The sequence below is a fragment of the Crenobacter luteus genome (assembly GCF_004345725.1).
Taxonomy (GTDB): Bacteria; Pseudomonadota; Gammaproteobacteria; order Burkholderiales; family Chromobacteriaceae; genus Crenobacter; species Crenobacter luteus.
This window is the reverse complement of the sequence record NZ_SLXG01000022.1, coordinates 19,611-45,677: the sequence shown is the minus strand read 5'-3', so window position 1 is coordinate 45,677 and position 26,067 is coordinate 19,611. Positions and strand designations below refer to the sequence as shown.

At 69.7% G+C, this 26,067-nt stretch carries 22 protein-coding genes; 12 read left to right on the top strand and 10 right to left on the bottom strand.

The window, feature by feature from the left end; all coding sequences use genetic code 11:
* Window positions 1-235: 235 nt before the first annotated feature.
* Entirely contained in the window at window positions 236-682 is a 447-nt protein-coding gene (locus tag EV683_RS12045; RefSeq protein WP_131862945.1) for a universal stress protein, read from the top strand.
* Window positions 683-847: 165 nt separating this feature from the next.
* Here EV683_RS12045 and EV683_RS12040 read toward each other — a convergent pair whose 3' ends face one another.
* Window positions 848-1,234, bottom strand: a complete 387-nt coding sequence (locus EV683_RS12040) for a hypothetical protein (protein WP_131862944.1) — start codon at window positions 1,232-1,234, stop codon at window positions 848-850.
* A gap of 92 nt (window positions 1,235-1,326) precedes the next feature.
* Here EV683_RS12040 and EV683_RS12035 point away from each other — a divergent pair, with 92 nt between their 5' ends.
* Window positions 1,327-2,121, top strand: coding sequence for an ABC transporter substrate-binding protein (locus EV683_RS12035; RefSeq protein ID WP_207910456.1), 795 nt, complete (start codon window positions 1,327-1,329; stop codon window positions 2,119-2,121).
* Window positions 2,118-3,083, top strand: coding sequence for a HutD family protein (locus EV683_RS12030; protein WP_131862942.1), 966 nt, complete (start codon window positions 2,118-2,120; stop codon window positions 3,081-3,083). The genes EV683_RS12035 and EV683_RS12030 overlap by 4 nt, the downstream gene beginning before the upstream one ends.
* A gap of 63 nt (window positions 3,084-3,146) precedes the next feature.
* Here EV683_RS12030 and EV683_RS12025 read toward each other — a convergent pair whose 3' ends face one another.
* From EV683_RS12025 to EV683_RS12015, 3 genes are all read right to left on the bottom strand, one after another.
* A complete protein-coding gene (locus EV683_RS12025) occupies window positions 3,147-3,872 on the bottom strand; it encodes a S4 domain-containing protein (protein ID WP_131862941.1) in 726 nt (241 codons plus the stop codon).
* 77 nt (window positions 3,873-3,949) lie between these two features.
* Window positions 3,950-4,630, bottom strand: coding sequence for a Pr6Pr family membrane protein (locus EV683_RS12020; RefSeq protein ID WP_131862940.1), 681 nt, complete (start codon window positions 4,628-4,630; stop codon window positions 3,950-3,952).
* Window positions 4,631-4,811: 181 nt separating this feature from the next.
* The gene (locus EV683_RS12015) at window positions 4,812-5,015 is read right to left on the bottom strand and encodes a cold-shock protein (RefSeq protein WP_066609518.1); all 204 of its coding nucleotides are present in this window, start codon (window positions 5,013-5,015) and stop codon (window positions 4,812-4,814) included.
* Between the two features lie 311 nt (window positions 5,016-5,326).
* Between EV683_RS12015 and EV683_RS12010 the strand changes: the two genes are divergently transcribed.
* The 3 genes from EV683_RS12010 to EV683_RS12000 all read left to right on the top strand — a co-directional run bounded on the left by EV683_RS12010 (window position 5,327) and on the right by EV683_RS12000 (window position 8,867).
* Window positions 5,327-6,598 (top strand): DUF3422 family protein, encoded by a 1,272-nt coding sequence (locus EV683_RS12010; protein WP_131862939.1) that lies wholly within the window; start codon window positions 5,327-5,329, stop codon window positions 6,596-6,598.
* Between the two features lie 81 nt (window positions 6,599-6,679).
* Window positions 6,680-7,312, top strand: coding sequence for a Clp protease ClpP (locus tag EV683_RS12005; RefSeq protein WP_066609520.1), 633 nt, complete (start codon window positions 6,680-6,682; stop codon window positions 7,310-7,312).
* 94 nt (window positions 7,313-7,406) lie between these two features.
* A complete protein-coding gene (locus EV683_RS12000; RefSeq protein ID WP_131862938.1) occupies window positions 7,407-8,867 on the top strand; it encodes a helicase HerA-like domain-containing protein in 1,461 nt (486 codons plus the stop codon).
* Between the two features lie 15 nt (window positions 8,868-8,882).
* Here the strand turns inward: EV683_RS12000 and arfB are convergent, their stop codons facing one another.
* Window positions 8,883-9,287 (bottom strand): alternative ribosome rescue aminoacyl-tRNA hydrolase ArfB, encoded by a 405-nt coding sequence (gene arfB / locus EV683_RS11995; protein ID WP_131862937.1) that lies wholly within the window; start codon window positions 9,285-9,287, stop codon window positions 8,883-8,885.
* A gap of 298 nt (window positions 9,288-9,585) precedes the next feature.
* Between arfB and EV683_RS11990 the strand changes: the two genes are divergently transcribed.
* The gene (locus tag EV683_RS11990) at window positions 9,586-10,320 is read left to right on the top strand and encodes a peptidylprolyl isomerase (RefSeq protein WP_066609522.1); all 735 of its coding nucleotides are present in this window, start codon (window positions 9,586-9,588) and stop codon (window positions 10,318-10,320) included.
* Between the two features lie 125 nt (window positions 10,321-10,445).
* Here EV683_RS11990 and EV683_RS11985 read toward each other — a convergent pair whose 3' ends face one another.
* The 5 genes from EV683_RS11985 to tyrS all read right to left on the bottom strand — a co-directional run bounded on the left by EV683_RS11985 (window position 10,446) and on the right by tyrS (window position 18,139).
* The gene (locus EV683_RS11985) at window positions 10,446-12,323 is read right to left on the bottom strand and encodes a methyl-accepting chemotaxis protein (protein ID WP_131862936.1); all 1,878 of its coding nucleotides are present in this window, start codon (window positions 12,321-12,323) and stop codon (window positions 10,446-10,448) included.
* 186 nt (window positions 12,324-12,509) lie between these two features.
* Window positions 12,510-14,117, bottom strand: a complete 1,608-nt coding sequence (locus tag EV683_RS11980) for a DNA recombination protein RmuC (RefSeq protein WP_243694758.1) — start codon at window positions 14,115-14,117, stop codon at window positions 12,510-12,512.
* A complete protein-coding gene (gene recJ, locus EV683_RS11975; RefSeq protein WP_131862935.1) occupies window positions 14,117-15,820 on the bottom strand; it encodes a single-stranded-DNA-specific exonuclease RecJ in 1,704 nt (567 codons plus the stop codon). Before recJ ends, EV683_RS11980 begins: the two co-directional genes overlap by 1 nt.
* 3 nt (window positions 15,821-15,823) lie before the next feature.
* Complete coding sequence (locus EV683_RS11970) at window positions 15,824-16,843, bottom strand: hypothetical protein (RefSeq protein WP_131862934.1); 1,020 nt, start codon at window positions 16,841-16,843, stop codon at window positions 15,824-15,826.
* Between the two features lie 87 nt (window positions 16,844-16,930).
* Window positions 16,931-18,139 carry a tyrosine--tRNA ligase gene (gene tyrS, locus EV683_RS11965; protein WP_131862933.1) on the bottom strand — a complete coding sequence of 403 codons (1,209 nt, stop codon included), beginning with the start codon at window positions 18,137-18,139 and terminating at the stop codon, window positions 16,931-16,933.
* 262 nt (window positions 18,140-18,401) lie between these two features.
* Between tyrS and EV683_RS11960 the strand changes: the two genes are divergently transcribed.
* The 5 genes from EV683_RS11960 to EV683_RS11940 all read left to right on the top strand — a co-directional run bounded on the left by EV683_RS11960 (window position 18,402) and on the right by EV683_RS11940 (window position 25,875).
* The gene (locus tag EV683_RS11960; RefSeq protein ID WP_131862932.1) at window positions 18,402-19,730 is read left to right on the top strand and encodes a M23 family metallopeptidase; all 1,329 of its coding nucleotides are present in this window, start codon (window positions 18,402-18,404) and stop codon (window positions 19,728-19,730) included.
* A gap of 88 nt (window positions 19,731-19,818) precedes the next feature.
* Complete coding sequence (locus EV683_RS11955; RefSeq protein ID WP_131862931.1) at window positions 19,819-20,943, top strand: anhydro-N-acetylmuramic acid kinase; 1,125 nt, start codon at window positions 19,819-19,821, stop codon at window positions 20,941-20,943.
* 51 nt (window positions 20,944-20,994) lie between these two features.
* Window positions 20,995-23,334, top strand: coding sequence for a DNA translocase FtsK (locus EV683_RS11950; protein WP_131862930.1), 2,340 nt, complete (start codon window positions 20,995-20,997; stop codon window positions 23,332-23,334).
* A 104-nt stretch (window positions 23,335-23,438) separates the two neighbouring features.
* Window positions 23,439-24,521, top strand: a complete 1,083-nt coding sequence (gene hemH, locus EV683_RS11945) for a ferrochelatase (protein WP_131862929.1) — start codon at window positions 23,439-23,441, stop codon at window positions 24,519-24,521.
* Window positions 24,522-24,675: 154 nt separating this feature from the next.
* On the top strand, window positions 24,676-25,875 hold the full coding sequence (locus EV683_RS11940; protein WP_066609531.1) for a branched-chain amino acid ABC transporter substrate-binding protein: 1,200 nt from the start codon (window positions 24,676-24,678) through the stop codon (window positions 25,873-25,875).
* Window positions 25,876-26,067 lie beyond the last annotated feature (192 nt).

The following is a 26,067-nucleotide window of genomic DNA, read 5'->3' as shown; positions in this document are numbered from 1 at the left end:
CTTCGAGCGGCGGCTGGACACGCATTACGCCTTGCTCAAGCTGGCTTGTTCCTTGATCTGCTTACGCTTTGTCGAGCGGTTTTGTTAGCGGCTCTGAGTACAAACCAAAGGCATGGCCGTTGTCATCAAGATTCTTGAATTACACTTTCAAGCGCATCCGCTAGACTGAAAGCGTCAGGAACCGACACCCCCGGGAACGCGCGACCCGCCGCCCCGCCCGCCGCCGGAGGCCGCCATGCCCTACCAACGCATCCTCGTCCCAGTCGACGACAGCACCGTTTCTTCGCTCGCCATCGACCACGCCTGCATGCTGGTCAGGGAAATGAAGGGCACGCTGCGGCTCGTGCACGTGGTCGAGCTCGACCAGTTCGGCTGGCGGCGCAGCCACCCGCTCGGCGACGAGGAACGCCGCTCCTTGCGCGAGGCCGGCGACCGCGTGATGGAGCTGGCGACGCTGCGTGCGCTCAAGAACGGCGTCACGCCGCAGACGCACACGGTCAGCGCCTGGCGCGAGGCGCTGGTCGCCATGCTGGTCGACGAGGCGCGGCAGTGGGGGGCCGACCTGGTCGTGATGGGCACGCACGGCCGCACCGGCCTCGCCCATCTTCTGGTCGGCAGCATCGCCGAGGGGGTGCTGCGGCACAGCGCGGCGCCGGTGATGCTGATACGGCAGCACGGCTAGCCGCCGGCGACCGCCTGCCCGCGCGCGCCGTCCAGGCCGGCAGGGGCCGAAGACCGCGCGGGGCCGGGGCGACGAGAAATGAGAAAAGACAGGGGCGGCGCGCTCAATGCGCGCCGCCCCTGTCTTGTCGCCGTCTATTTCCGTCGACGCCGGTGGCGGCCGGGCTCAGACGGAAAAATCGGGATCGGAATCGTCCGTGTACTTGTCGTTCGCCGCGGCGATGCGGCGCGTGGCGGCCACCTGCTGGCTCCACGCGGCGGCCTCGGCACGGTCGGTCAACAGCCGCGCCGACCAGTAGGACAGGCCGCCCTGTCCTTCGTAACCCACATCCTGACCCCGCAGTGGTTCGCTGAGACTCAAGGCATCCATCTGCGCACCTCCCTTGTTATTTTTGGTGGACTCCGAAGATAGTGGCTGGAAAGCGACGTTTCCATAAGTAAGATTACCTATTTTGCTTAGTTTTTCACTGACGCAACGCAACAAACCCTCTGTTTTTACGGATTTTCCCCGAAACCGCATTGAAACGATCGTTCGCTCGATGGCATGGTTCATGCTTTTCGCTCCCGACACCCCGCTTCGCGCCCGCGGCGCGGGGCGCTAGAATGCGGGCCCGTCCATCGCCCGTCCGACTCCCGGAGACCCGCTTGAGCCATTACCGACGCATCGCCTGCCTCAGCACCGAGGCGGTCGAAACCCTCTACCTGCTCGGCACCGAAGACCGCGTCGCCGGCATTTCCGGCTTCACCGTCCACCCGCCCGAGGCGCGCCGCGACAAGCCGAAGATCAGCGGCTTCTCGAGCGCCCGGCTCGAGCGCATCCTCGCTGTCGAACCCGACCTCGTCGTCGCCTTCAGCGACATGCAGGCCGAGCTGGCCGCCGAGCTGATCCGCGCCGGTCTCGAGGTTCACGTATTCAACCAGCGCACGCTGTCCGGCGTGCTCGCGATGGTACGCGCGCTCGGCGCGCTGGTCGGCGCAGGCGAGCGCGCCGAGGCGCTGGCGGCCGAGCTGGCCGCGCGCATCGAGGCGGCGCGGGCGGACGCCGCCGCGCAGACGCGCAAACCGCGCGTCTACTTCGAGGAGTGGGATGCGCCGCTGATCAGCGGCGTCGGCTGGGTGTCCGAGCTGATCGCACTGGCCGGCGGCGTCGACGTGTTCGCCGACACCGCCCATCACTCGTCGGCGACCCGGCGCATCGTCGCCGACCCGGACGAGGTGGTGCGCCGTGCGCCCGACATCGTGATCGGTTCGTGGTGCGGCAAGAAATTCCGCCCGGAAAGGTTGGCCGAGCGCGCCGGCTGGTCGGCGATCCCCGCCGTGCGCGACGGCCGGGTGCTCGAGATCAAGTCGGCCGACATCCTGTCGCCGGGCCCCGCGGCCATCCTGCGCGGGTTGCCGCAGCTGCAGGCCGCCGTCGCCGCCTGGCGGGAGGCGCGATGACGACGCGCGACGAGGTGCCCTCGCCCTGCGTCAAGCTGTGCCGGCTCGACGACAGCGGCCGCGTCTGCGTCGGCTGCCGCCGCACGCTCGACGAGATCGCCAACTGGTCGACGTACAGCGCCGCGCAAAAGCGCGCGGTGCGGGCGCGGCTCGCTGCCGACGCGGCCTCGCCGCTGGCGCGCGAAAAGCGCTGCGAACGCTGCGGCGTCGCCTTCGGCTGCGGCAGCGGCGCGCGCGACGGCGGCTGCTGGTGCAACGAACTGCCGCAGGTGCTGCCGCTGGACGGCGCCGGCGGCGACTGCCTGTGCCCGTCGTGCCTGCGCGCTCACCTGGCCGGCGCCTACCGACAACGCGGCCTGACGCCGCCCTTTCCGGAGAGCCCCATGCATAAACTCGACGCCAGCGCCTACCCCGTGTCGCCGTGGAAGAACGGCGGCGGCAGCACCCGCCAGGTGCTGATCGAACCGGCCGACGCCAGCCTGGACGACTTCGCGCTGCGCATCAGCCTCGCCAGCGTCGCCAGCGACGGCCCGTTCTCGCGCTTCGACGGCGTCGACCGCACGCTCGCCATCGTCGACGGCGACGGCATCGCGCTGGACATCGACGACGGCGCCGAGCGCGCGACGCTGACCCCGACCAGCGCGCCGCTGGTCTTCGCCGGCGAACGGGCCATCGACAGCCGCCTCGTCGGCGCGCCGGTGCTCGACTTCAACGTGATGACGCGCCGCGCGCGCCTGCGCCACCGCGTCGAGGAGCTTTGCATCGACGCCGCGCTGACGCTGGCGCTGCCGAGCGGCGCGCTGCTGCTACTGGCCGACGGCGACGGCTGCGACATCGACGACGGCGCGGCGCGCGTGGCGCTCGGCCGGCTCGACGCGGTACGCTTCGACGCCGCCGCGACGGCGACGCTGACGCCGCGCGGCGCCTGCCGGCTGTTCCGCGTCGACGTGACGCCGGCCTGAGCCTCGGCCAACCGCGAAAGCAAAAACCCGCCGAATGGCGGGTTTTTTGTCGGCTGGGGCCGCTCAGAAGCGCTCGTAAGCGCACAGGTAGCGCCAGCAGCCTTCGGCGAGCTCACCTAACGCGAGCCGGCCGATGCGGATGCGCCGGATCGCGACCGGCTCGACGCCGGCCGCCTCGGCCAGGCGCCGCACGAGGCCGGCGCGATTCTCGCGCAGCACCAGGCGCAGCTGGCGGTCGCTCTGGCGGCTGAAGCGGAAGGCGGCGAGCGCCTTGCCGTCCAGTTCGCGCGTCGCGTTCAGCGCGGCGAGCGCACCGTCGGGCAGCGGCGCGGCCAGCGCGAGCAGGTACTCCTGCTCGTAGTCGGCGGCGTGCTTGCCGAGCTGGCGCGCGAGCTTCTCGTCCTGGGTCAGCACCGCCAGCCCGCCCGCCTCGTCGTCGAGCCAGCCGGCCTGGACGAGGTGCTGCTGATGGCGCCGCAGAAAGACCACGCCGGACTTGTCGCGCGCGTCGCGACGCGCCGGCAGCGCCCACAGGCCCGGCTCGGCCAAGTCGCCGCCGGCCGGCTTGTTCAGCAGCAGCGTGACCCGCTCCAGCCGCGCGCCGCCGGGCCGCGGCAACACCTCGACGCGCTGGCCGGGCCGCACCCGGCTACCGAGCACGTCGACCACCGCGTCGTCGACCTTGACGAGGCCGAGCTCGATCAGCTCGTCGGCTTCGCGGCGCGAGCAGCCGGCCAGTTCGCTGACGCGCTTGGACAGGCGGATTTCGGTGGACGGACTATCGGTCATCGTGCGCTTTCGGTCGGTTGCGGAATCGGAGCGCGATTATCGCCGCGTTTGCGCCCGACCTCAAACGCGGCGCGCGTTCAGCGTTCGGCTTCGTCACGACCGGCCTCGACGCGCGCCGGCTGCGCCGCCTTCACGCGCGCGTCCAGCGCGACCACCAGCGCGCCGGTGCCGAAGAAGCCGATCGCGAAAAAGACCGCGTTCAGCAGCACGCCGTCGTAGCCGAGCTGCGGCACGTTGAAGAAGGGATAGGGGTAGTGGCCGAACACGCTGCCGCGCAGCATCGTGTAGACGAAGTAACCGACCGGGAAAATCAGCCACACCAGCGCGTCGCGCCAGCGCAGCCGGGCCGGCGGCACGTAGCGGATCCAGTAGACGAAGTAGCCGAGCGGGATCACGTCGTGCAACAGCAGGTCGGCCAGCCACTGCAGACCGCTCGGGCTCCACAGGTGACGCAGCAGCAGCTCGTAGACGGCGCCGACGATGACGATGTAGGTCAGCGACGCCGAGCGTACGCCCGGCTGCTCGAGAAAGCGGCTGAGCGCCATGCCGGGCAGAAAGCGTGGCAAGGTCAGGCTGGCGGCGAGGAACAGATTGGTCAGGATGGTGAAGTAGCTGAAGAAGTTCAGCAGCGAGGACTGCCACGGCACGCCGTGCGCCAGACCGTCCACCACGTTGTGGTAGAGCTGGGTCGACAGCGCGAACCAGCCGGCCGTCAGAAGCGCGACTTCGAACAGGTCCCTCGTCGAATTCTTTTTCATCGCTAAACCCCGGCGACTTGACGAGAAACCGCGTCAGGGCAAGGCGGACCCGCTCGGCGCGGTGCGGATATCTATAAACATAGTCAAACGGCGCCACGCCGGCAGGGGGAATCGCCGGGCTTTCGACGATGCAAAAAGCCCCGCTTGCGCGGGGCTTTTTCTGCGTCGGGATCCGGCCGGATTACTGCGGCTGGATGTTCGAAGCCTGCAGGCCTTTCTGGCCCTGGGTCACTTCGAAGCTCACGCGCTGGCCTTCTTGCAGGGTTTTGAAGCCCTGGACGCGGATCTCGGAGAAGTGCGCGAACAGATCGTCGCCGCCTTCGTCCGGGGTGATGAAGCCAAAGCCTTTAGCGTCGTTGAACCACTTAACGATACCAGTTTTCATAATGAGTACTCCTTAATTAGGACAAATTGAGCAAAGCTCGGGGCGCAGTTAAATCAAGGAGGGGGTAGTGCAACTGAAGTACCGCTAAGGAACCACAAGTGAACAACGATCACACAACTTGAAAAACTTGCGAGACACGTTATACGGGACATTGACCGCGACGGCAACTGTTATTTTTCACCGCTCCGGCACGGACCGGGCGCAGGACAATGGACTTCCCCAATCGCCGCCGCCTTGGGCGATGCCCGATAGTGGGCAGCGCCGGCGTCTTCGCCGGCCTTGTTCCACCCTAGCCCCATGGAGCCTTCATCGTGCTCGATCATCCGCTACGCGACACCCTGGCCAGCGAAGTACACGCCCGCCCCTTTCTCCGTCTCGAAGGCTCGGCCCGCCTGTCGCACCTGGCGATCTACGACGCGGCCCGTCCCGAGCTGCACCACCGCCTGCTGTCCTCGCTGTGCGCGGCCTTCGGCACGGCCCCGCCGCCGCCCTCGGCCAACCATTTCACCGCGCGGCACGCGGAACTGCTGCTCAAGTGGGAACGCCACACCGAGTTCTCGAGCTTCACCTTCGTGCTCGAGCACGGCGGCGGCGAGCCGTTCTCCGACAACGCGATCGACCGCGTGCCGGCCGCCTGGCTGGCCGAGCTCGCCGGCACGCGCCTGGTCGCGCTGCACGCCGAGGTGGTCGAGCGCGCCGCCGCCGAGCGGGTGCGCGGTTCGCTTGCGCGCTGGTTCGCCGGCCCGGTGCTGGTCGGCAGCCGGGTGCTGACCGGCGGCGAGGTGTGGTGCGACTGGCATATCGGGCCGGACGGCTACTCGCGCTTCCTGGTGCTCGACCTCGACTTCCGCGAGGCGCAGGTCGGCCGGCTGCTGCAACGACTGTACGAGATCGAGACCTACCGGATGATGGCGCTGCTGGCGCTGCCGGTCGCGCGCGAGATGGCCGGCACCCTCGGCCAACTCGAGGCCGAGCTGGCCGCGATCATGGCGCGCATGGACGCCGACCGCGACGGCAGCGGCGACCCGGCGCTGCTGCAGCAACTGACCCGACTGGCGGCGCACGTGCAGGCGCTGGCGGCGCACAGCACGCGCTTCAACGCCTCGGGCGCCTACGACCGGCTGCTGTTCGCCCGCATCGCCGAGCTGCGCGAGGAGCGCATCGAGGGCGTGCCGACGATAGGCGAATTCATGGAGCGGCGGCTGTCGCCGGCGATGAACACCTGCCGCGCGGTGCAGGCGCGCCACGAAACACTGGCGACGCGGGTCGCGCGCGCGGTCGACCTGCTGCGCACGCGGGTGAACCTCGCGCAGGAGCGCCAGACCAACGCGCTCTTGCAGGGCATGAACCGTACCGCGCGCACCCAGCTGCAGATGCAGCACGCGGTCGAGGGGCTGTCGGTCGCGGCGATCTCCTACTACGTGCTGAGCCTGATCGCCGTCGCCTTCAAGGCGCTCAAGCAGGCCGGCCTGCCGGTCAGCCCCGAAATCGGCCAGGGCGTGCTGATCGTGCCGGTGGTACTCGGCGTCTACTTCGGCGTGCGCCGGCTGCACAAAACCTTCGCGGCCGGGGAGACGCACTGAGCGTGCGTCGGCGGGTTTGAATGCATGGTGACGCCGGCGGCTCGGCTAGGATGAAGCAGCGACATCGTCGTGGAGTCCGCCATGCACCAGGCCCAGTTTCCCCCGCCGGACGAGGACGGCGAAGCGCCACCGGCCGGCTTTTCCGGCCTGGTGCGCTACGACACGCCGATGGCGCCGCGCCGTGTCGACTACTACCTGTGCGGCGAGATACTCGGCCCCCACCTCTACACCGACCTGTTCTTCACGCTGCGCTCGGCCAACCCCGACGACGCGATCTTCCTGCACCTGAACACCCAGGGCGGCGACTTCGACTGCGGGCTGCAGATCGTCAACAACATGCTCGCCTCGCCGGCGCGCGTCGTCACCGTGCTCGAGGCGCGCGCCTACTCGATGGGCGCGCTGATCTTCCTCGCCGGCGACGAGCTCGTCGTCCACGACAACTGCCAGCTGATGTTCCACACCTACTCGGGCAGCTTCGCCGGCAAGGGCCACGAACAGCAGGCGCAGGCCCAGGCGCTGGCCTCGTGGTTCGAGAAGGTGCTGACCCGCCTGTGCAGCCCCTTCCTGAGCGCCGCCGAGATCGGCCGGGTGCTCAAGGGCAGCGACCTGTGGATGGACTCCGACGAGATCCGCCGCCGCCTGGGCCGGATCAGCCGCGCCGCGCAACAGGGGCAGCCGTCGCCGCGCAAACGCGCGGCCGACGAACACGATTGAGCGCGGCGCTCATGCCATGCGCAAGTGCGTCGCACCGGCCTACAATGGCAAGGCGGACGACCGCGCCCTGCCCCGCCCACCCGAGGAGCCCTCCATGAGTGCAGCCCTGCCCATCGCCAAGGCGGACGCCGAACTGGCCATCCTGCCGCGCATGGCCAACCGCCACGGCCTGGTGGCCGGCGCTACCGGCACCGGCAAGACCGTCACCCTGCGCGTGATGGCCGAGCAGTTTTCCCTGGCCGGCATCCCGGTCTTCATGGCCGACGTCAAGGGCGACCTCTCCGGCCTCGCCCGCGCCGGCGGCGACGCGGCCAAGGTCGCCGAACGCGTCGCCGAACTCGCGCCACCCGGCTTCGGCTACCGCGCGTTCCCGGTGGTGTTCTGGGACCTCTACGGCAAGGCCGGCCACCCGGTGCGCGCCACCGTCAGCGACATGGGGCCGCTCCTGTTCGCGCGGCTGCTCGGCCTGAACGACACGCAGGCCGGCGTGCTCACCATGGTGTTCCGCATCGCCGACGACAACGGCCTGTTGCTGCTCGACCTCAAGGACCTGCGCGCGATGCTGCAGCACGTCGGCGAGCACGCCGCCGAGTACAAGACCCGCTACGGCAACGTGTCGCCCGCCAGCGTCGGCGCGATCCAGCGCGGCCTGCTCGAACTGGAGAGCCAGGGCGCCGAAGCCTTCTTCGGCGAGCCGGCGCTCGCGCTTTCCGACCTGATGCGCTGCGACGCCGACGGCCGAGGCACGGTCAACATCCTGGTCGCCGACAAGCTGATCCACGCGCCCAAGTTGTACGCGACCTTCCTGTTGTGGCTGCTGGCCGAGCTGTTCGAGACGCTGCCCGAGGTCGGCGACCCGGACAAGCCGCGGCTGGTGTTCTTCTTCGACGAGGCCCACCTGCTGTTCGACGACGCACCGGCCGCGCTGCTCGACAAGATCGAGCAGGTGGTGAGGCTGGTGCGCTCCAAGGGCGTCGGCGTCTACTTCGTCACCCAGAACCCGGTCGACATCCCCGAGACGGTGCTCGGCCAACTCGGCAACCGCGTGCAGCACGCGCTGCGCGCCTTCACCCCGCGCGACCAGAAGGCGGTGCGCGCCGCCGCCCAGACCTTCCGCAGCAACCCGGCGCTCGACGTCGAGGCGGTCATCACCGAGCTGGGCGTCGGCGAGGCGCTGGTGTCCCTGCTGGACGACAAGGGCCGGCCCGGCGTCGTCGAGCGCGCCTTCGTCTACCCGCCGCAAAGCCGGCTCGCGCCGCTCGACGACGCCGAACGCGCCGAGCTCGTGCGCGCCTCGCCGCTCGCCGGCCGCTACGAGGCCGTGCTCGACCGCGACAGCGCCTACGAGATGCTCGAACGCCGCGCCGGCGAGGCAACGCTGCCGCCGACCGAGGACGGCGGCCGTGCCGAACGCGCGCCGGCGCGACAGTCCGACAGCCTGATCGAGGCCTTCGGCAAGAGCCTGCTGCGCGCCGCCGGCTCGACCATAGGCCGGCAACTGATCCGCGGCGTGCTCGGCTCGCTGCTGTCGGGCGACAGCAAGCGCCGGCGCTGAACGCCGACGCCCGGCTCAGTAGTCGACCTTGCCGCGCAGGGCCTTGATCTGGCCGCGGCTGGTCTTGCCGGCGAGGCGCCGCTGCCGGGCGCCGAAGGTCGGCTTGGTCGCCCGCCTCGCCTTGGGCACGTGCGCCGCCGCGTCGACCATCGCCTGCAGCCGCGCCAGCGCGTCGGCGCGGTTCTGCTCGCGGGTGCGGAACTGCTGGGCCTTGATGACGACCACGCCGTCCTTGCTCACCCGCTGGTCGCCCAGCGCCAGCAGCCGCGCCTTCACCGCCTCGGGCAACGACGACGCGCGCACGTCGAAACGCAGGTGGACCGCCGTCGATACCTTGTTGACGTGCTGGCCGCCGGCGCCCTGCGCGCGGATGGCGCCGAATTCGACTTCTTCTTCACGGATCACGGGCGACGCGGTCATGACGGGGAAATTCTCCGGAAAAACGGCCAAGTCCCGCCGCCACGGACGGCGGCATGGCGAGGGGCACCGCGCTGCCAACACCGCTGCGGCGACTTTTCGGCCTCGGGGCAATGGTAGCCCAGATCACGCCGGCCGGGAAAAGAACGACGCCACCGCGAAACGGCCGCGAAGGCGGGCAAGCCGTGCCCCGGACCATTTCGTGCCCAGGCGGGCTTGAAATGCGCGCCGGCGTCGCCATCTGCGCAAGACAACCGCCCGCGTCTTGCGCGGGCCCACTCACCCCGAACAGGAAATGCTCATGGCCATCACCGTCAACGGCGTCGAAATCACCGAAGCTCAAGTCCAGGCCGAAATGGACAACCACGCCGACACCCCGAGCCCGCGCGACGCCGCCGTCCAGCAGCTGGTGCTGCACCAGCTGCTGCTGGAAAAGGCCAAGGAAGAAGGCTTCGACACCAGCAACGAAGGCCGCGCCATCGGCGAATTGCTCGACAAGACGCTGCAGTTCACCCCGGTCGACGAAGACGCCGCGCGCGCCTTCTACGACCAGCACCCGGAGCAGTTCACCCAGGGCGACAGCGCCGTCGCCAGCCACATCCTGTTCCCGCTGGGCCAGGGCGACGAGCTGTCGAACAGACTCGCCCGCGCCAAGGCCGAGGGCGTGCTGGCCGAAGTGCAGGCCGACCCGACCCGCTTCGCCGACCTCGCCCGCGAGCACTCGACCTGCCCGTCCGGCAAACAGGGCGGCGACCTCGGCCAGTTCGGCCGCGGCCAGATGGTGCCGGAATTCGAACAGGCGGTATTCGGCAGCGACGCCGGCGAGATCGTGCCGACGCTGGTCGAGACCCAGTTCGGCTACCACATCATCCAGGTCAACGCGCGTCAGGAAGGCGGCAAGGTCGCCTTCGAGGACATCAAGGACCGCCTGCAGCAGTACCTGAACCAGATGGCCAGCCGCCAGGCGATGCACGAATACCTGTCGAAACTGGTCAGCGCGGCCAAGATCGAAGGCTACGCGATGCCGGGGCTGTAAGCCCGCGCCGCGGTCGGACGCAAAAAAACCGGGCCTTGTGCCCGGTTTTCGTTTGTCCGCGTCACGGTTGGCCGAGGCGTGCGCGGGCGCCGCGCAGCCACGCCGACAGGCCTTGCGACCGGCGCTTACAGCCTGAAGCGGCCGAAGGCGGCGTCCATCCTGCCGGCCGCGTCGGCCAGCGTCGCGAGCGTGGCGCTCACCCCCTGCAAGGCGGCGTCGTTCTGGCCGACCGTGCCGTTGATCGTCTCGCTGCTCGCGGCGATCTGGCGCGTCGCCGCCTGCTGCTCGCCGGTCGCGGCGACGATCGCGTCCATCCTGTCCTTCACGCAGGCCATCGCCGCGCGCAGCCGCGCCAGGCTGGCCTCGGCCTCGTGCGTCAGCGCGACGCCCTCGTCGACCTGGCCGACCGCCGCGCCGACGTCGCCGACCGCGCGGCCGGTGTCGTCACGGATTGCGCCGACCATGCCGGCGATCTCGCGCGTCGCCTCGGCGGTCCGCTCGGCCAACTTGCGCACCTCGTCGGCGACCACGGCGAAGCCGCGTCCCGACTCGCCGGCGCGCGCCGCCTCGATCGCCGCGTTCAGCGCCAGCAGATTGGTCTGGTCGGCGATGTCGCGGATGGTGACGGTGATGCCGGAAATGCCCTGCGAGCGTTCGTCCAGCTGCGCGAGCATGGTCTCCAGACCGCGCACCGAACGCGCGACGTCGGCCATGTGTCCGGTCAGGCGATACAACTTGGCCGAGCCGGCGTCCAGCTCGGCGCCGCTGTCCCTGACCCGCTCGTCGGCGGCGCGCGCGCCCTCGACGATGTTCTCGACGCCGGCGCCCAACTGTGCGAGCGCGACGGCGTTGGCCGAGGACACGCCCGACAAGCGGCGCGCGCGCTCGGCTGCGCCGGCGACGTCGCGCTCCGCCTCACGCACGCCGCCGACCACGCCGCTGGCCTCGCGCCGCAGCTCGACGAAAAGGCCGTGCAGGTGCGCGACGAAACGGTTGAAGGCGCGCGCGGTCTCGGCGATTTCGTCGCGGCCGCCCTCGTCGAGACGGCGCGTCAGGTCGGCCTCGCCATGCGCGATCTCGACCATCGCCTCGCGCAGATGGACGAGACCGCCGAGCAGGCGGCCGATCGCCCAGCCCGCCAGCGGCACCAGCAGCAGCAGCGCGATGGCCGACAGGCCGGCGATGCCGTAGAGCAGCGTGGAAAGGGGCGCGAGCGCCGCGTCCTTGGCGGTGACGATGCCGACCAGCCAGTCGGTGCCGGCGATCGGCCGCAGCGAAACCAGCATCCGGGTGCCGGCGACGTCGGCCTCGTCGACGCCGCCGACCTTCGCCAGCGCCGCCAGCCGCGCGGCGTCGAGCGACGGCGCGACGGCGGTCAGCGGCTTGAGCGTCAGCGCGGCGTCCGGGTGGGCGATCACCGTGCCGGCGCGGTTGACGATGAAGGTGTAGCCGCCGCCGCGCACCGGCAGCGACAGCACCGACTTGACCAGCGCGTCGACGAACACGTCGGCGCCGATCACGCCGGCGAAGGCACCGCCGGCGTCGAACGGCGCGGCGACGGTGACGATGAGCTTCTTGCTGTCGGCGTCGACGTAGGGCTCGGTGATCACGGCGCGGCCCGCCTGGCGCGCCGCAAGGAACCACGGCCGCTCGACGACCTTGAAGTCGGCCGGCGGCACCCAGTCGTCCGACCAGACCGAGCGGCCGTCGGCGTAGCCGATGTAGTCGACCATGAAGCCGCCGGCGCGCGCCGCCTGCTTGAGCTCGCCGAGCACCTCGTCGCGCGCGGCGAAGCCGCGCTGCGCGTCGATCTGGCGCTTCTTCTCGCCCAGCCACGTCTCGACCACCGCGCTCTGGCCGCGCAGCGCGGAGGTGAATTCGTGCTCCAGCCCCGCGACGATCTCGCGCCGCATCTGGCTGAACGCCAGCCACAACAGCATCAGCACGAACAGCGCCAGGAGCGCCACGTTGAGCACGATCAAGCGACTGCGAAGCGACTTCATCCCCGACCCCTCCGTCCACGAATGCGGGCCATTAGAGCCGCGGCGCGACGGGGCGGCAAGGCACCCATCCGGAATCTGTAAGCGCGGTTCGCGAATTCGAACGGAATGACGCGGCGACTGTCGGCAAAGCGCCACGGCCGTCGCGGATGATCGGCCCGCCGTTGGTTCGGTAACGGAACGGCGGACTCAGCCCGGCAGCAACGCCTCCTCGCCGTCCTCGTCGTCGCCGCGCAGCGCCGGCGACAGCTGCTTGTTCGCCTTGACGCCGAGCTTGCGCAGCCGTTCGGCGCGGTTGACGAGGTTGCCGCTGCCGCTGACGAGCTGCTTCATCGCGGTCGCGTAGCTGTCCTGCGTGCTCGCCAGCTGCTTGCCGAGCTTTTCCAGCGTCTCGACGAAGCCGACGAACTTGTCGTACATCGCGCCACTCTGGCGCGCGATCTCGATCGCGTTCTGGTTCTGCTGCTCGTAGCGCCAGATGCTGGCCACGGTGCGCAGCGTCGCCAGCAAGGTGCTCGGGCCGACGATGACGATGCGCTTGTCGAAAGCCTCGGTGAACAGGTCCATGTCGCGCTGCACGGCGGTCAGGTAGGCCGGCTCGACCGGCACGAACATGAACACGAAGTCGATGCTGGTGAGGCCGTACAGGTCCTGGTAGCGCTTTTCCGACAGCGTGCGGATATGCGCGCGCAGCGCGGCGATGTGCGACTTGATCTCGGCCTCGCGCGTCGCGTCGTCGTCGGCGGCGGTGTAGCGCACGTAGGCGTTCAGCGACACTTTCGAGTCGACCACCAGGTGCTTGCCCTCGGGCAGGTGGATCACCACGTCGGGCTGGTAGCGCTTGAGGCCGCCGTCGTCGGTCTCGAGCACGTCAGAATGCTGCACGTCGTACTCGCGACCGCGCGCCAGGCCCGAGTGTTCGAGCACCTTCTCGAGCACCATCTCGCCCCAGGCGCCCTGCGACTTGCTGCTCGCGCCGGTCAGCGCGCGCGTCAGCGCGACCGCGTCGTCGCCGAGGCGGGTGTTCAGTTCCTGCAGGCGCTTGAGCTCGGTCTCGAGCGTCAGCCTCTCCTTCGAATCCTTGTCGTAGGTGTCCTGCACCAGACGGCCGAACTGCTGGATCTTCTCGCCCAGCGGGTTCAGGAGTTGGCCGAGGTTGTTCTGGTTCTGCTCGGTGAAACGCTTCGACTTTTCCTCGAAGATCTCGTTGGCGAGCGTCTTGAACTGGTTCGACAAGGCCTCGCGCGCCTCGATCAGCATCGCGAGCTTCTCGTCGGCGGCCAGGCGCTCCTGTTCGAGCCGCGTCGCCAGTTCCTGCTCGCGCGCGGTCAGCCGCGTGATGTCGTCCGACAGCGTCGCCGCGTGCGCGCGCGCGTTCGCGAGATCAAGCTGCAGCGCCTCGAGCTGGCGCCCCTGCTCGGCGCTGGCGGCGAGCCGGCTGGCGGTGTCGCGCAATTCGGCGTGGAGCCTGGCGATCGCCGCGTCGCGCTCGGCCAACTGCGCGTCGAGCGCCGGCACGCGCTGCGCGGCGGCCTCGAGTTGGCCGAGCCTTTGCTGCTGCTCGGCCAGGGTGCGGCGCTGCAGGGCGAGCTCGGCCTGCAAGGCGCGCTCGCGCTCGCGCGCCTCGTCGAGCGCGCGCGCGGCGGCGGCGATCTCGGCGTTCAGGCGCGAGGCCTCGGCCACGCCTTCGCCGCGACCGCGCTCGAAGGCGGTGTCGGCGCGGCTTTTCAGCAACAGCCAGACGATCAGCGCGCCAAGCGCCAAGCCCAGCAGGGCGACCAGAATCATGCCCACCATCAGTGCCCCCCCTCTCCGGCCGGCAGCCAGTGTTCGATATAAAGCTGCAGCTCCTTGCGGCCCTGCCATTCGTTGGCGACCACCTGGTAGACCGCGTCGACCGCGTCCGGCAGCCAGTCGGCCTGGTTGAAACGCATCGCCTCGTACTCGACGCCGTCCTTTTCCAGCCGCAGCTTCAAGTGCTTGTCGCCGACCAGGCGCTGCTGGACGACGCGGAAGCGGTCGTGGAAGGTCGGCGGTGGAAAGCCCTGGCCCCACACCTGTGCGCCGAGCTCCTCGGCGACCGGCAGTTGCAGCTCGCGCCCGCCGAGGCTGCCGTCGGTCTCGAAGGTGCGCGTCAGCTGGTTTTCCGTCAGCCACTCGCGCGCGACCGCCTCGAAGGCGTCGCGAAAGGCCGAAAAGTCGGCCTCGGCGACGGTCAGCCCGGCGGCCATCGCGTGGCCGCCGAACTTGAGGATCAGCCCCGGGTGGCGCTTGTAGACGAGGTCGAGCGCGTCCCTGAGGTGAAAACCCGGGATCGAGCGGCCCGAGCCCTTGATCTCGCCGTCGTCGCCGGGCGCGAACACGATGGACGGGCGGTGGAAGCGCTCCTTCAAGCGCGAGGCGACGATGCCGACCACACCCTGGTGCCAGTCGTCGCGGTAAAGCGCGAGGCTGTGGCGGCCGGCCGCATCGACGCCCGACAGCACCGCGAGCGCCTCGTCCTGCATGCCCTGCTCGATCGAGCGCCGCTCGCGGTTCAGGCGGTCGAGCTCCTGCGCCAGCCGCATCGCCTCCTCGTCGTTCTTCGCCAGCAGGCAGGCGATGCCGAGGCTCATGTCGTCGAGCCGGCCGGCGGCGTTCAGCCGCGGGCCGAGCGTGAAACCGAGGTCGAACGTCGTCGCCTTGTAGGCGGCGCGGCCGGCGACGCGGAACAGCGCTGCGATGCCCGGCCGCATCCGGCCGGCGCGCATGCGGCGCAGGCCCTGCTCGACGAGGATACGGTTGTTCTGGTCGAGCCTGACCACGTCGGCGACGGTGCCGAGCGCGACGAGGTCGAGCAATTCGGCGAGGTTCGGTTCGGGTTTGTCCGCGAACGCGCCGCGCGCGCGCAGCTCGGCGCGGAGCGCCATCAGCACGTAGAACATCACGCCGACGCCGGCGAGGTTCTTGGACGGGAAGTCGCAGCCGGGCTGGTTCGGGTTGACGATCAGCGCCGCCGGCAGCGTATCGCCCGGCAGGTGGTGGTCGGTAACCAGCACCTCTATGCCCAGTTCGCGCGCGCGCTCGACGCCGGCGACGCTGGCGATGCCGTTGTCGACGGTGACGATGATGTCGGGCCGCTGTGTCGCGGCGAGGTCGACGATCTCGGGCGTCAGGCCGTAACCGTATTCGAAGCGGTTGGGCACGATGAAGTCGACCGTCGCGCCGAGCGCCGATAGCCCCTCGAGCGCGACGGTGCACGCGGTCGCGCCGTCGGCGTCGTAGTCGGCGACCACCAGCAGCTTCTCGCGCTTTTCGATCGCCTCGGCCAACCTTTGCGCCATCGCGGCGACGTTCTTCAGGGCCTGGTACGGCAGCAGCGCCTTGAGCGCGGTGTCGAGCTCGCAGGCTTCGGCGATGCCGCGCGCGGCGAACAGGCGCGCCATCAGCGGCGAGAAGCCGGCGGCGGCGAGATTCTGGGCGACCGTGGCGGGCACGGCGCGGGCAACGATTCGGGACATGGCTCAGTCGCTCGGGAAAAGGGTGGCGAGCGCGCGCGGACGGCGCCAGGCCTTCCAGGTCGACAACGGCGTCACCGTCGCGGTGAAGCCGGCGTCGCCGTGGCAGACCAGGTTCAGCTCGCCGAGCCGGCGCGCGCGCAGCGCGGCCAAGAGCGGCGCGAACCAGCGCTCCTCGAGCGCCTCGAGCGCCTCGCGCCAGCCGTAGACGTCGCGGTACTGCGCGGCCGCCTGCGCGGCGTCGACCATCACCAGCACGCGGTCGGCGCCGCCGGCCGCCTCGGCAAGCGCCGCGTAGTCGAACGGCGCCGCGTCGACGCGAACGCCGGCGCGGCGCGCGTAGTCCTGCCACAAGGGATGGTCGGCCAGCACCAGGCCGGCGCGGCTGCTCGGCTCGCCCTCGTCGCCCTCGCCCCACAGCCACACGGTGTTGACCGCCGGCTCGCCGCGTTCTTCGCGCGCGTCGTTGACCGGGTGGGTGTAGAGCAGCATCTGCAATTCGTTGAGGAAGCGGCTCCACTTGAGGCCGGCGTCGCCGCCCGGCAGGTGGGCGTTGACGTCCTCGCCGACCACGTCGTCAAGCGGCGTGAACGTGGCGCCGCTGGCCTCCGGCATGGAGACGAACCAGCGCCCCGACTCGGCGGCGTGAAAGACCAGCCCGTCCTCGGCGAAGTGCGCGTTGAGCGCGGCGACGAGCGCGTCGGCCTCGGCCCGGTCGATCGCGAGGATGCCGACGTCGGCCAGCGTCGCGCGGTCGCGGTCGATGCGCAGGTGGCCCGGCTCGGCCAGCAGCCAGCTGCGGCCGGACACGGCGAGGCCGGCCGCCTCGGCGGCGCGGCGCGCCGGCGCGATGGCGCGCAGGCCGAAGGCGATCGCGGTCAGCTCGGAGAAGGTCGCCGGCGTCGGGTCGAGCGCGCCGCGGCCGAGCAAGGTCGACAGCGCCGGCAGTTCGAGGCCGCGCGCGACCTCGGCGGCGGTGTGGGGGTCGGGCCAGGCGAGGCCGGGGACGAACAGGGACAGTTGCATGACCGGAAACGGGTGAGGGAAACGGGAAAACGCGCTCGGCCAACCTCGCCGCGGCAAAGGTTGGCCGAGCGCCGGGTCGCGGGACGGTCAGGCCAGCGTGACGCGCGCGAACTTGCGCTTGCCGACCTGCAGCACGACGGTGGCGCCGGCGACGAGCTTGAGCGCCTTGTCGTCGACCTTCTCGCCGTCGACCTTGACGCCGCCCTGCTGGATCATGCGCAGCGCCTCGGAGGTCGAGGCGACCAGGTCGGCTTTCTTGAGCACGTTGCCGATCGCCAGACCCTCGGCGCCGACGGCGACGGTGACTTCGGGCATCTCGTCCGGGATCGCGTTCTTCTGGAAGCGCGCCTGGAAGTCGGCCAACGCCGCGTCGGCGGCCGCCTGGTCGTGGAAGCGGGCGACCAGCTCCATCGCCAGCTCGATCTTCACGTCGCGCGGGTTGCGGCCTTCGGCGACCTGCGCCTTCAGCGCGGCGATCTCGGCCAGCGACTTCGTCGACACCAGTTCGTAGTAGCGCCACATCAGCGTGTCGGAGATCGACATCACCTTGCCGAAGATCTCGCTGGCCGGCTCGGCGATGCCGATGTAGTTGCCGAGCGACTTCGACATCTTGTTGACGCCGTCCAGGCCTTCGAGCAGCGGCATCATGATGACGCACTGCGGCTTCTGGCCCGCCTGCTCCTGCAGCGCGCGGCCCATCAGGAGATTGAACTTCTGGTCGGTGCCACCGAGCTCGATGTCGGCCTGCAGCGCGACCGAGTCGTAGCCCTGCATCAGCGGGTACATGAACTCGTGGATCGCGATCGGCTGGTGCTCGGCGAAACGCTTCTTGAAGTCGTCGCGCTCGAGCATGCGCGCCACCGTGGTGCTGGCGGCCAGCTTCAGCATGCCGGCGGCGCCCAGTTCGGAAAGCCACTTCGAGTTGAAGCAGATCTCGGTTTTTCCCGGGTCGAGGATCTTGTACACCTGCTCGGTGTAGGTCCTGGCGTTCTGCTGCACCTGCTCGGCGGTCAGCGGCGGGCGGGTGGTGTTCTTGCCGGTCGGGTCGCCGATCATGCCGGTGAAGTCGCCGATCAGGAACATGATTTTGTGGCCGAGGTCCTGCAGCTGACGCAGCTTGGTCAGCACCACGGTGTGACCGAGGTGCAGGTCGGGCGCGGTCGGGTCGAAGCCGGCCTTCACGCGCAGCGGACGGCCTTCCTTCAGCTTGGCGACCAGTTCGGCCTCGATCAGCAGCTCTTCGGCGCCGCGCTTGATGACGGCGAGCGCCTCGTCAATCGTGATTTCGGGATTCAATCGTTTCTTCCTTGCCGACCCGGCGCCGCGCGGCGGCCTCGCGCGGTTGCGCCGCGCGCATTACATCCGGGTATGTGATTGTTTTATATCGAAAAATTGGCGAAAACCGCCCAGCTTCTGCTAGCATGCGTGCTTTCGCCCGGAACTTATGCCGGCGCGGGGCGCCCCAATCGCCCGCCCGCATACATTGTCACGGCCCTGGCGGCCCGAACCTGGAACAGTCCGGCCGACCGCGCCCCGCGCGGCCGGCCGTTTGGAAAGCATGAATTATCGCAAACTGATCACGATCCCGCAAAAATGCCTGGCGCGCGCGCGCGGGCACCGCCTGAGCTGGCTCGGCGTCGTCGCCGCGCTGCCGCTGTTCGGCATGGTGACCGCCTTCGCCATCGCCCCGGGCGAGGACAAGCCCGTCCCGGTCGAAATCGAGTCGGTGGTCCAGCAACTGGCGCTGCCGCCGCTGACCTCGGCCGACAGCCAGACCCGCTACTGGCGCGAGGAGGCGGTGGTGCGCGGCGACACGCTGGCCCGCCTGCTGAACCGCCTCGGCGTCGGCGACGAGGAGGCGCGGCGCTTCCTCGCCTCCAGCCCGCTGTCGCGCGAGCTGCTCAAGCTCAAGACCGGCGCGACGTTGTCGGTCGAAACCAACGACGCCGGCGAGCTGTTCGGCCTGCGCTTTCTGAACGACGACGAGAACGGCGAACAGGTGCTGGTCGTCGCCGAGAAGGTCGGCGGCGAATGGCGCGCCCGCGCCGGCGAGGTCGACGCGGTCGCGCAGCCGACGATGAAGTCGCTGACGATCACCGGCGGCGTCACCGCCGCGCTGATCGACGCCCAGGTACCGGCCGAGGTGCGCGCGCAACTGGCCGAGATCTTCTCCGACCGCTTCGAGCTCGCCGACCTCAGACGCGGCGACCGCATCGCCGTCGTCTACGAGACCATGCTCTACCAGGGCGCGCCGGTCGCCTTCGGCAACGTGCTCGCCGCCGAGGTGACGCGCGGCGAGCGCGTCGACGACGCCTACTACTTCGCGCACGACAGCGAGTCGGGCGCCTACTACGACCGCGACGGCACGCCGCTGAAGAAGGGCTTCGGCCTGCAGCCGGTCGACGGCGCGCGGATCAGCTCGGGCTTCGGCCTGCGCCGCCATCCCATCCTGAACTCGCTGCGCCTGCACGCCGGCGTCGACTACGCCGCGCCGACCGGCACGCCGATCCGCGCGCCGGCCGACGGCGTCGTCACCACCGCCGAGACGCAGAACGGCTACGGCAACGTCGTGATGGTCCGCCACAACGGCAAGCTGACCACCGTCTACGGCCACCTGAGTCGCTTCGCCGCCGGCGTGCGCGAGGGCAAGACCGTCAGGGCCGGCGACCTGATCGGCTACGTCGGCAGCACCGGCCGCTCGACCGGCCCGCACCTGCACTTCGAGGTGCGGGTCAACAACCAGCCGGTCGACCCCGCCTCGGCCGCGCTGCCGAGCCCGGGCCTGACACCGGCGCAAAAGCTCGCCTTCCGCGAAAAGAGCGCCGAACTGTCGAACCGGCTCGCGCTGCTGCGCGCGATCCCGGTCAACGTCGCCCAGCTCGACTGAGCCCGGCGCCGTCCACGAACGCCCGGCCCAGGCCGGGCGTTCGCGCTGCCGAAAGCGCGCGCACCGGCCTTTCGGGCATAATGGCCGGATGCAAAACCTGACCGATTCCCGCGACGGCGCGCTCTGCGTCGGCCTGATGTCGGGCACCAGCCTCGACGGCGTCGACGCGGTGCTGATGCGTTTTTCCGACACCGCCCCGCCCGCCTTCGTCGCCGAGGCGACGCTGCCCTACCCGGCCGAGGTCCGCGACGCGGTGCTCGCGCTGCAGGCGGTCGACGGCAACGAGCTCGACCGCGCCGCGCGGCTGGGCAACCGGCTCGCCGAGCTGTACGCCGCCACCGTCGACGCGCTGCTGGCGACGGCCGGCGTCGCGCGCGACGCCGTCGCCGTCGTCGGCTGCCACGGCCAGACCATCCGCCACGCGCCCGAGAAGGGCTACACGCTGCAGATCGGCAACCTGGCGAGGTTGGCCGAGCTGTGCGGCATCGACGTCGCCGGCGACTTTCGCAGCCGCGACGTCGCCGCCGGCGGCCACGGCGCGCCCTTGGTGCCGGCCTTCCACGAGGCGCTGTTCGGCCACCCCGACGAGGCGCGCGCCATTCTCAACGTCGGCGGCATCGCCAACCTGAGCCGGCTGTCGCCCGGCGCGCCGGTGATCGGCTTCGACACCGGCCCCGGCAATATGCTGATGGACGCCTGGACGCGCGAGCAGCTCGGCCGCGACTTCGACGCCGACGGCGCCTGGGCCGCCAGCGGCCGCGTCGACGCGGCGCTGCTGGCGGCGCTGTTGGCCGAGCCCTATTTTGCCGCGCCGCCGCCCAAGAGCACCGGTCGCGACCTGTTCGACCTGGCCTGGCTCCAGCGCCACCTCGCCGGCCGGGAGGCGCTCTCGCCCGCCGACGTGCAGGCGACACTGCTCGAATTGACCGCGACGACGATCGCCGACGCGCTCGTGCGCCACGCGCCGGCCACCGTCGAGCTCTACGTGTGCGGCGGCGGCGCGCGCAACGGCGCACTGATGAAAAGGTTGGCCGAGCGGCTGCCCGCGCTGCGCATCGACGTCACCGACGCGCTCGGCCTCGACTCGCAGCAGGTCGAGGCCGCCGCCTTCGCCTGGCTGGGCTGGCGTTTGCTGCAGCGCAAAAGCGGCAACCTGCCGGCGGTGACCGGCGCGGCCGGGCCGCGCGTGCTCGGCGCGCTGTATCCGCGCTGAACCGGTCGCCAGCCGTTATAATCCCCGCCTGTCATAGCCTGAAGTCCTGCAATGCGTCTTTTCAAACGTAAGGCCGCGGTCAAGAACAATGCTGCGCCGCTTCCACCGCGGCTCACCGCCCTGCTGCGCGAGGCCTGGTGGCTGCTGATGGCGGTCGCCGCGATCTACTTGGTGCTGGTGCTGGCGAGCTTCTCGCCGCTGGACCCGTCGTGGTCGCACAGCTCGTCCGACCCGACGGTGCGCAACTACGGCGGCCGCTTCGGCGCCTGGCTGGCCGACCTGCTGCTCTACCTGTTCGGCTACTCGGCCTGGTGGCTGGTGAGCTTCTGCGTGGTCGCGATCGGCTGGGGCTACCGCCGCATCGAGACGCTCGGCCTCAAGGTCAACCCGGTCACCGTCGTCGCCTCGGTCGGCTTTTTCCTTCTGCTGCTCGGTTCGGCCAGCCTCGAGGCGGTCTGGCTCGGCGGCAAGGCGCTCGCGCTGCCGCTGTCGGCCGGCGGTCTGTTCGGCCGCTTCGTCGGCGGCGGCTTCGAGACCGCCTTCGGCGTCACCGGCGCCACGCTGCTGTTGACCGTGCTCGGCGCGATCGGCTTCTCGCTGTTCTCCGGCGTGTCGTGGCTGGACGTCATGGAACGGCTGGGCGGCCTGATCGAGGACAAGGCGCTCGCCGCCTGGCAGTCCTGGCGGGCGCGCAAGGAGCGCGAGACCGGCCGTGAGCTCAAGCCCGAGACCGGAAAGAAGAAAGCCGAGCAGCCGTCGCCGCCGTGGCTCGACACGCCGTCCAAGCCCGAACCGGCGGCCAAACCCGCGGCGCCGCCCAAGGCCGAGCCGCCGGTGCTCGACGTAGCGCTGTCGCCCAAGCCGCCCAGGCCGGTACAGACCTCGCTGTTCGCCGACCCGGAAAGCGGCGAGCTGCCGGGCCTCGCACTGCTGGAGCCGGCCAAGGAACAGGGCGAGGTGGTATCGGCCGACACGGTCGAGTACACCTCGCGGCTGATCGAAAAGAAGCTCGCCGACTTCGGCGTCGAGGTGAAGGTGGTCGCCGCCTACCCTGGCCCTGTCATCACCCGCTACGAGATCGAACCGGCGGTCGGCGTCAAGGGCGCGCAGATCGTCAACCTGATGAAGGACCTGGCGCGCGCGCTGTCCCTGGTCAGCATCCGCGTCGTCGAGACCATCCCCGGCAAGACCTATATGGGCCTCGAGCTGCCCAACCCGAAGCGGCAGATCGTCCGGCTGTCGGAGATCGTCGGCTCGGAGAGCTACCAGGCGATGGGCTCGCGCCTGGCGATGGCGCTGGGCAAGGACATCGCCGGGGCGCCGGTCTCGGCCGACCTCGCCAAGATGCCGCACGTGCTGGTCGCCGGCACCACCGGCTCGGGCAAGTCGGTCGCGATCAACGCGATGATCTTGAGCCTGCTGTACAAGGCGACGCCGGCCGAGGTACGGCTGATCATGGTCGACCCGAAGATGCTCGAACTGTCGGTCTACGAGGGCATCCCGCACCTGTTGGCGCCGGTGGTCACCGACATGAAGCACGCCGCCAACGCGCTCAACTGGTGCGTGGCCGAGATGGAAAAGCGCTACCGGCTGATGTCCAAGCTCGGCGTGCGCAACCTCGCCGGCTACAACCAGAAGATTCGCGACGCCGACAAGGCCGGCGAGAAGATCCCGAACCCGTTCAGCCTGACGCCGGACGAGCCCGAGCCGCTCGCGACGCTGCCCTTGATCGTCGTCGTCATCGACGAGCTGGCCGACCTGATGATGGTCGCCGGCAAGAAGATCGAGGAGCTGATCGCGCGCCTGGCGCAGAAGGCGCGCGCCGCCGGCATCCATCTGATCCTGGCCACGCAGCGCCCGTCGGTCGACGTGATCACCGGCCTGATCAAGGCCAACATCCCGACCCGCATCGCCTTCCAGGTGTCGAGCAAGATCGACTCGCGCACCATCCTCGACCAGATGGGCGCCGAGAGCCTGCTCGGCCAGGGCGACATGCTCTATCTGCCGCCGGGCACCGGCTACCCCTTGCGCGTGCACGGCGCCTTCGTCGCCGACGACGAGGTGCACAAGGTGGTCGAACACCTCAAGACCACCGGCGAGCCCGACTACGTCGAAGGCATCCTGACCGGCGGCGCCGGCGACGACGGCGCGGGCGGCGGCGAATTCGGCACGGCCGGCGACGGCGACGCCGAAACCGACGCGCTGTACGACGACGCGGTCGCCGTCGTGCTCAAGACGCGCAAGGCGTCGATCTCGTCGGTGCAGCGCCACCTGCGCATCGGCTACAACCGCGCCGCGCGGCTGATCGAGCAGATGGAGGCCGCCGGCCTCGTGTCGCCGATGGAGAGCAACGGCAACCGCACCGTGCTCGTCCCCGCGCGCGAGGAATGACCGCCGGGGTTGGCCGAGCCTTGTCAGGGACTCGGCCAACCCCGGCATTGACTTTTCTGCCGACCCCGCTACGCTGGTCGGCGTTTCTTTGTCCACGACAAAACATGCCCTACCTCACCGAACCCGAATTCCGCCACGACCGGCCGGCGCGCACCGGCGTGCTGCTCGTCAACCTCGGCACGCCCGAGGCGCCGACCGCGAAGGCGCTGCGCCCGTATCTGAAGGAGTTCCTGTCCGACCGCCGCGTGATCGAGATTCCGCGCGCGGTCTGGTGGTTCGTGCTCAACGGCGTCATCCTCAACGTCCGCCCGAAGAAAAGCGCCGAGAAGTACGCCACCATCTGGCAGACCGAAGGCTCGCCGCTCTTGGTGCACACGCGCGAGCAGACCCGGCTGCTCGCCGAGCAGCTCGGCCAGCGCGGCCACGGCGACCTCGTCGTCGACTTCGCGATGCGCTACGGCGCGCCGTCGGTCGAGAGCGTGATCCAGACCATGCGCGCGCGAGGCGTCGACCGTCTCGTCGTGCTGCCGCTCTACCCGCAGTACGCCGCCTCGTCGAGCGGCACCGCGCTCGACGCGGTGTTCCGCACGCTGATGAAGCTGCGCAACATGCCCGAAATACGCACCGTGCGCCACTTCCACGACCACCCCGGCTATATCGCGGCGCTGGCTCGCAAGATCCGTGCGCACTGGCAGGCGCACGGCCGCCCGGACAAGCTGGTGATGAGCTTTCACGGCGTGCCGCGCTTCACGCTCGACAAGGGCGACCCCTACCACTGCGAGTGCCACGTCACCGGCCGGCTGTTGGCCGAGGCGCTCGGCCTGTCGCGCGACGACTACGCGGTCTGCTTCCAGAGCCGCTTCGGCCGCGCCGAATGGCTCAAGCCCTACGCCTTCGACGTGCTGCGCGAACTGGGCCGCGCCAGGACGCGCCGCGTCGACGTCGTCTGCCCGGGCTTCGTGTCCGACTGCCTCGAAACGCTTGAGGAGATCGCCGTCGAAGGCAAGGAAGTATTCCTGACCGCCGGCGGCGGCGACTACCGCTACATCGACTGCCTGAACGAGGCGCCGGATGCGATCGCGATGCTGGCCGACATCGTCGAGGCGCAGCTGGCCGGCTGGACGCGCGCGCAGCCCGATACGGCCGCGCGGCTCGCGCGCGCACGCGCGCTGGGTGCGGCAGGATGACAACACGCTGAAAGCGCGGCACCCGAGCGGCGCGAGGCCCGCGTTGACAGTCTTCTCATGCCCTACCAATAATCAAATCGCGTTTCGGCGCGATTTTTTTATCGCCGCCGCGTCGAATAACGATTCCTACGAAGTCGCAAACCAGGGGAAACACATGAAGAAGATCGCGCAACTGAGCCTTTTCGCCGCCGCCGCTCTCGCCCTCGCGGCCTGCGGAAAGCAAAACCAACCAGCCGGCGGCGATGCCTCCGCGCCGCAGGCCGACGCCAACGGCGATCTCGTCGTGAAGATCGGCCAGGTCTCGCCGATGACCGGCCCGATCGCCCACTTCGGCAAGGACAACGAGCGCGGCGCCATCCTCGCGATCGACGAACTGAACGCCGAGGGCGTCGAAATCGGCGGCAAGAAGGTGAAGTTCCAGCTGATGTCCGAAGACGACCAGTCCGACCCGAAAATCGGCACCCAGGTCGCGCAGCGGCTGGTCGACGCCAAGGTCGTCGCCGTCGTCGGCCACCTGAACTCGGGCACCACCATCCCGGCGTCGAAGATCTACGCCGACGCCGGCATCCCGCAGATTTCCCCGTCGGCGACCAACCCGGCCTACACCCAGCAAGGCTTCAAGACCGCCTTCCGCGTGATCGGCAACGACGTGCAGCAGGGCAAGGCGCTCGGCGAATTCGCCGTCGACGGCCTCAAGGCCAAGAGGATCGCGATCATCGACGACCGCACCGCCTACGGCCAGGGCCTGGCCGACGAGTTCGAGAAATCGGTCAAGGCCAAGGGCGGCCAGGTGATCAAGCGCGAGTTCACCACCAACACCGCCACCGACTTCAACGCCATCCTCACCTCGCTGAAGGCCGCCAACCCCGACCTGGTGTTCTACGGCGGCATGGATGCGCAAGGCGGACCGATGGCCAAGCAGATGAAACGCCTCGGCCTCAAGGCCAAGCTGCTGGGCGGCGACGGCATCCAGACGCCGGAGTTCATGAAGCTGGCCGGCGACGCGGCCGAAGGCCAGTACGCGTCCAGCCCGGGCATGCCGAAGGAAAAGCTGCCGGGCTTCGCCGACTTCAACCGGCGCTTCCAGGCCAAGTTCAACGACGAGATCCAGCTGTACGCGCCGTACGAGTACGACGCGGTACGCGTGCTCGTCGAGGCGATGAAGCGCGCCGGCTCGACCGATCCGAAGGCCTTCCTGCCCGAAGTCGGCAAGACCGACTACAACGGCGTGACCGGTCGCATCCAGTTCGACGAAAAGGGAGACATCAAGAACGGCGCGGTCACCGTCTACCAGGCCAAGGGCGGCAAATGGGAGGTGATCAGCACGGTCGGCGGCCCGGCCGCAGCCCAGTAAGCCCTTTCACCGCTCACGTGAACGGCGCCTGCGGGCGCCGTTTTTTCTTGCCGGCACGCCCCCGGCGACGGCGCCGATTCTCATTTTCCAATGCCACGAACCGGCAAAACCTTCAAAAGTTCGCCACGATGCGCTGCTTTCCTGCGAAAGGCTTGACCGGCCACGGCGAAAGGGATAAAAAGTCGTCATGCG